Here is a 6112-nt window from a genome sequence, read left to right on the forward strand (position 1 = left end):
GAAGGAGTAGACGGCCCAGGCCGATCCGCTCCCCTGTGGGAGGGACTTCAGTCCCGACGCGCTGTACCGACAATGCGTCGGAGCCCATCTTCGCCGCCGCGCTCGCACCCTTCGCAAAGACGCTCTGCGGGTGGCGCGTCCAGGTGGGGGCTTCGGCGGTTTCAGGCCATCGGCCCCAGCCGCTCTATCGACCAGGCATCAGGCCGCCTCGACCCACCTGTGGGAGGGACTTCAGTCCCGACGCGCTCTACCGACGCGGCGTCGGGACCGAACCTTCCCGCATTCTTCGCACGCCTGCACCTGCGGGTCCGCGGCAACGACGGCTGACACCATCGGGATCAATGAGCCCTGCGCCATCGGCGCCGGTCCAAGGTCCTGGCGCCGGGCCATCGCCCGTCTCCCGGTCGCCACCGCCGCCATTCGCGCCGCCACAGGTCCAGCCCCATCCCGAAATCCCACCCCTGCCGATTACACTGCCGCCTCCACCGGGAGACCATGCCGTGCATTCATCGCCCCCTGCCGCGCCCCCTGCCGCGCGCACGCGCAACGCCGCCCTGGTCTTCATCTTCATCACCCTGCTGATCGACGTGCTGGCCTTCGGCGTCATCATTCCGGTGCTGCCGGGGCTGGTGCGCGGCTTCACCGGCGGCGATTTCGCCGCGGCGGCGAAGTGGGTCGGCTGGTTCGGCTTCCTGTTCGCCGCGCTGCAGTTCGTCAGCTCGCCGCTGCAGGGCGCGCTGTCCGACCGCTACGGCCGGCGCCCGGTGATCCTGGCCTCGTGCCTGGGCCTGGGCGTGGACTTCGTGGTGATGGCGCTGGCGCAGAGCCTGCCGCTGCTGCTGCTGGCGCGGGTGGTGTCGGGCGTGTTCTCGGCCAGCTTCACCACCGCCAACGCCTACATCGCCGACATCACCACGCCGGACAAGCGCGCCCAGGCCTACGGCATGATCGGCGCCGCGTTCGGGCTCGGCTTCGTGATCGGGCCGCTGCTCGGCGGCTGGCTCGGCAGCTACCACCTGCGCGCGCCGTTCTGGTTCGCCGCGGCGCTGGCGCTGCTCAATTTCCTTTATGGCCTGTGGGTGCTGCCCGAATCGCTGGCGCCGGAGCGGCGCACCCCGCGCCTGGACTGGAAGCACGCCAATCCGTTCGGCGCGCTGCGGCTGCTGCGCAGCTACCCGCAGGTGTTCGCGCTGGCCGCGGTGATCTTCCTGGCCAACCTGGCGCACTACGTGTATCCGAGCATCTTCGTGCTGTTCGCCGAGTACCAGTACCAGTGGGGACCGAAGCAGGTCAGCTGGGTGCTGGCCCTGGTCGGGGTGTGCAGCATCGTGGTCAACGCCTTGCTGGTCGCGCGCGTGGTGCGCCGGCTCGGCGAACGCGGGGCGCTGCTGTTCGGGCTGGGCTGCGGCGTGGCCGGCTTCGCCATCTACAGCGTCGCCGGCAGCGGCGCGATGTTCCTGCTCGGGGTGCCGGTCAGCGCGCTGTGGGCGGTGGCGTCGCCGTCCGCGCAGGCCATCGTCACCCGTCACGTCGGTGCCGATGCGCAAGGCCGCGTGCAGGGCGCGCTGATGAGCCTGGTCAGCCTGGCCGGCATCGTCGGGCCGCTGCTGTACACGTGGGTGTTCGCGCTGTTCATCGGCACGCATGCGCCGGCGCATCTGCCCGGCGCGCCGTGGCTGCTGGCCGCGCTGTTGCTGGCTGCCGGCTGGGTCGTGGCCTGGCGCCGCGCGCGCCTGCCCGACGGCGCCACCGCTTAGCACGCCGCACCGCGCTGCGGCGGACCGCTGCCCGCCTGGAGGGCGTGGCGCCCGCCGCTGGCGGATGAATTGCTCAGCTTGAACCGGCGCGCAGCCGCGCGTGGCCGCCTTGTCGCCCGGTGCCACGCGTCCACGATGCTACGCTGTACGGCCTATCCGCCGTCGCGGCCGGTCCGGCTGCTGTAGACCGCACGCCCTCCATGATGTCGCCCCCCGACGGTTCCGCCGCGCCCCTCACCGCCTCGCGCCTGTTGCGCGAAGCCACCGCGCAACAGCATCTGGCCGTCGAACAATTGCCGGCGATGCGCGCGCTGATGCGCGATTCCCTGTCCGTGCACGACTACGTCCAGGTGCTGCGCCGCCATCACGCCGCACTGGCCGGCTGGGAGCAGCGCGAGAGCGCCTGGCTGCACGCCATTGGCGACGCCACCTGGCGCTACCAGCTGCGCAGTCCGCTGCTGGAACAGGATCTGGCCGCGCTGCGGGCCACGCCGCCGCTGCCGGCGCCAGCGCCGCCAGCGCCCGACGCCGACAGCCGCTGGGGCATGCTGTACGTGGTCGAAGGCTCGCGCCTGGGCGGGCGCCTGATCGCCCGGCAACTGCGGCAGAGCCTCGCCGCCGCCGCCCCGGCGCTGACCTATTTCGAGCTCGGCCATGCCGATCCGGCCTGCTGGCGGCGTTTCCAGCAACGCCTGGAGCAGGCCCTGCCGACGCCGCAATCGCGGCAGGCCGCCGTCGCTGGCGCACGCGCGATGTTCGCGCACTTCCACACCCACTTCGCCCTGGAGACAGTCGCATGAGCGAGACCGCCGTGCCCTTGGACATGGACGCCTGCGCGCGCGAGCCGATCCATATTCCCGGATCGATCCAGCCGCACGGCGCGCTGCTGGTGATCGAACCCGGCGACCGCCGCATCGTGCAGGCCAGCACCAGCGCCGCCGACCTGCTCGGCGTGCCGCTGGCGGAGCTGGTCGGACAGCGCTACGACGCGCTGCTGACGCTGCAGGAACCGCGCCTGTCGGCGGACGCCTCCGAACGCACCCAGCTCGCGTACGTCGACGTCGGTTTCCCGCGCCGCGCCACGGCTCCGCGCCAGCGCTGGGTCGGCGCCTGGCATCTGTACCCGGAGCAATGGCTGCTGGAACTGGAGCCGCGCGATGCGCCGCTGGCCGACGCCACCTTGCGCGAGGCATTGCCGTTGCTGCGCCGGCTCGAGACCGACAACAGCATCGACGAAGCCTGCCAGCGCGCGGCCAAGAGCCTGCGCACGCTGATCGGCTACGACCGGGTGATGATCTACCGCTTCGACGACGAGTGGAACGGCGACGTCGTGGCCGAGGCGCGCACGCCCGAGCTGGAGTCCTATCTGGGCCTGCACTATCCGGCCAGCGACATCCCGGTGCAGGCGCGCACGCTGTACCTGCGCAACCGCGTGCGCCAGATCGCCGACGTCGGCTATGTTCCCTCGCCGATCCAGCCGACCCTGCATCCGCGACTGCGCGCGCCGGTGGACCTGAGCGACGTCAGCCTGCGCAGCGTCTCCCCGGTGCACCTGGAATACCTGGCCAACATGGGCGTCACCGCCACCCTGGTGGCCTCGATCGTGGTCAACGACGCGCTGTGGGGGCTGATCGCCTGCCACCACTACCGCCCGTACTTCTGCAACCACGAGATGCGCGACGTCACCGACGCGGTCAGCCGCGCCCTGGCCGGGCGCATCGGCGCGCTGACCGCGGTGTCGCGCGCGCGCGTGGAAACGGTGCTGCTGACCGTGCGCGAGAAGCTGATCACCAACTTCAACGAAGCCGAGACGCTGACCGGCGACATGCTCGACGACATGGCGTCGGACCTGCTCGACGTGGTCGATGCCGACGGCGTGGCGGTGTTCCACGGCGACCACGTCACCCGCCACGGCACCGTGCCGAGCGCCGCCGAACTTGCCCGGATCCGCGAACAGATCGAGTCCAGCCATCATGAAGCGCTGCGCCACGACGCGGTCGGCGCCTTGCATACCGACCAGATCGGCGCGACCTTCCCGGAACTGGCCGACCTGGCGCCGCTGGCCGCCGGCTTCATCTTCGTGCCGCTGATGCCGCAGGCGCGCAGCGCGCTGCTGTGGACGCGGCGCGAGCAGGTGCGCACGGTCAACTGGGCCGGCAACCCGCAGCTGTCCAAGCTGCAGGACATTCCCAACTCGCGCCTGTCGCCGCGCAAGAGCTTCGACCTGTGGCAGGAAACCGTGCGCGGCCGCGCGCGGCCGTGGTCGCCGCTGAGCCTGGAGTCGGCGCGCAGCCTGCGGGTGCTGATCGAACTGATGGAGCGCAAGCGCTTCCAGCAGGATTTCGCGCTGCTGGAGGCCTCGTTGTCGCGGCTGCGCGAACCGGTGGCGATCATCGAGCGCGGCAGCGACGGCCGCCCCAGCCGGCTGGCGTTCGTCAACGACGCCTTCGCGGTGCTGTACCAACGCGAGGTCGCCGAGCTGATCGGCTGCGAACTGGATCAGCTGTACGCCAGCGACGCCGCGCCCGCCGAAATCCAGCGCATCGCCACCTTGCTGCGCCAGGGCCGCGCCGCCTACGTGACCTTGCCGCTGCGCATCGAAGCCGCCGCGCCCGTGCATCGCCAGTTCGATTTCGAACCCTTGCCCAGTCCGTCCGGCGTCTCCACCCACTGGCTGCTGCAGCTGCGCGATCCGCGCTGAGCGAATCCGTGGCGGCGTACGCTCAGCGCGTGCGCCGCCACAGCAGCGACGTCGCCGCGCCGGCCAGCAGGCCCCAGAACGCGGCGCCGATGCCGAACAGCGACAGCCCCGAGGCGGTGACCAGGAAGGTGATCAGCGCCGGCTCGCGTTCGCCCTCGTCCTTCAGCGCCATCGCCAGGCTGTTGCCGATGGTGCCGAACAGCGCGATGCCGGCGATCGCCATCACCAGTTCCTTCGGGAATGCGGCGAACAGCGCGGCCACGGTCGCGCCGAACAGGCCGATCAGCAGATAGAACAGGCCGGCGAACACCGCGGCCACGTAGCGCCGCTGCGGATCCTCCTGCGCTTCGCGGCCCATGCAGATCGCCGCGGTGATCGCCGCCAGGTTCAGGCCATAGGCGCCGAACGGCGCCAGCAGCGTATTGACCACGCCGATCCAGCCGATCGTCGGCGAGATCGGCACCGCATAGCCGGACGCGCGGATCACCGCCACCCCGGGCAGGTTCTGCGAGGCCATCGTCACCACGAACAACGGCAGCGCGATGCCGAACAGCGCCTGCCACGACAGTGTCGGCCACACGAACACCGGCCGCGCCAGGCTCAGCTGCGCGGTCTCCAGATGCAGCGTGCCGCTGCCGGCGGCGATCGCGATGCCCACCGCCAGCGTCGCGATCACCGCATAGCGCGGGAATGCGCGGCGCCCCAGCAGATAGACCGCGAACATCGCCAGCGCCATGCCCAGCCGGCTCTGCATCGCCACGAACACGTCCAGGCCGAAGCGCAACAGCACCCCGGCCAGCATCGCCGACGCCAGCGACACCGGGATGCGCCGGATCATCCGCTCGAAGACGCCGGAAAATCCGGCTGCGGTACCGAGCAGCGCCGCCACCACGAACGCGCCGATCGCATCGGACAGCGGCAAGCCGCCGCCGCTGATCAGCATCGCCGCGCCGGGGGTGGACCAGGCCGTCACCACCGGCATCCGGTAGCGCAGCGACAGGCCGATGCAGGTGACGCCCATGCCCAGCCCCAGCGCCCACATCCACGAGGCGATCTCCGCCTGCGAGGCGCCCAGCGTGCGCGCGGCCTGGAACACGATCACCGCCGAACTGGCGAAGCCGACCAGGACAGTGACGAAGCCGGCGACCAGCGCCGGCAGCGAGGCGTCGCGCCATAGGGAGCGTCCGGCAGTGGAGGGCATTGCGAGATCCTGCAGGGGGTGAACCCGCATTCTCGGCGAAGCGGCCGCCAACGGCAGCAGCGGCATGGGGTCGCCGCCGCGCGCGGACGCGGCGCGTGCGCGTTCTACTGATGGGAACGCTGCCGGAAGCGCCTGCAATGGCCGCATACGCACCGCGGGCAAGAAAGCGGTTGACGTTTTTTCCTGGCCCGGTAGACTGCGCGGCCCGCTACGCAGCTGCCGATCTTCGGCTCGACAGAAGCGAAACGGGCCGGAAACACCTAGCGAACATCGGGTGTTGACGGCGTGAAAAAAACGGCTAATATGGCCGGCTCGCTTCAACGAAAAGACCTCAGGGTCTTCCGCAAGAAGCGGCGTCAACCTCCTGATAAATCAGGGTATTGACGGCAACAAAAAAGCCGCTATGATGGGCGGCTCGGTTCAGCGAAAAGCCTTCGGGGTTTGAGCGGAACC

Annotated in this window: 4 protein-coding genes; 3 read left to right on the forward strand and 1 reads right to left on the reverse strand. The window is 70.5% G+C overall.

Going from position 1 to position 6112, the window contains the following annotated elements; genetic code table 11:
• The first annotated feature begins 500 nt into the window (after nt 1-500).
• The 3 genes from H9658_RS18105 to bphP all read left to right on the forward strand — a co-directional run bounded on the left by H9658_RS18105 (nt 501) and on the right by bphP (nt 4458).
• Nucleotides 501-1757 (forward strand): TCR/Tet family MFS transporter, encoded by a 1257-nt coding sequence (locus H9658_RS18105; RefSeq protein ID WP_191826429.1) that lies wholly within the window; start codon nt 501-503, stop codon nt 1755-1757.
• Nucleotides 1758-1957: 200 nt separating this feature from the next.
• Nucleotides 1958-2557 carry a biliverdin-producing heme oxygenase gene (locus H9658_RS18110; protein WP_191826430.1) on the forward strand — a complete coding sequence of 200 codons (600 nt, stop codon included), beginning with the start codon at nt 1958-1960 and terminating at the stop codon, nt 2555-2557.
• Nucleotides 2554-4458, forward strand: coding sequence for a bacteriophytochrome BphP (gene bphP / locus H9658_RS18115; protein WP_191826431.1), 1905 nt, complete (start codon nt 2554-2556; stop codon nt 4456-4458). Before H9658_RS18110 ends, bphP begins: the two co-directional genes overlap by 4 nt.
• A 22-nt stretch (nt 4459-4480) precedes the next feature.
• Here bphP and H9658_RS18120 read toward each other — a convergent pair whose 3' ends face one another.
• Nucleotides 4481-5659 (reverse strand): benzoate/H(+) symporter BenE family transporter, encoded by a 1179-nt coding sequence (locus tag H9658_RS18120; RefSeq protein ID WP_191826432.1) that lies wholly within the window; start codon nt 5657-5659, stop codon nt 4481-4483.
• Nucleotides 5660-6112 lie beyond the last annotated feature (453 nt).

The sequence above is a fragment of the Xanthomonas bonasiae genome (assembly GCF_014836395.1).
Lineage (GTDB): Bacteria > Pseudomonadota > Gammaproteobacteria > Xanthomonadales > Xanthomonadaceae > Xanthomonas_A > Xanthomonas_A bonasiae.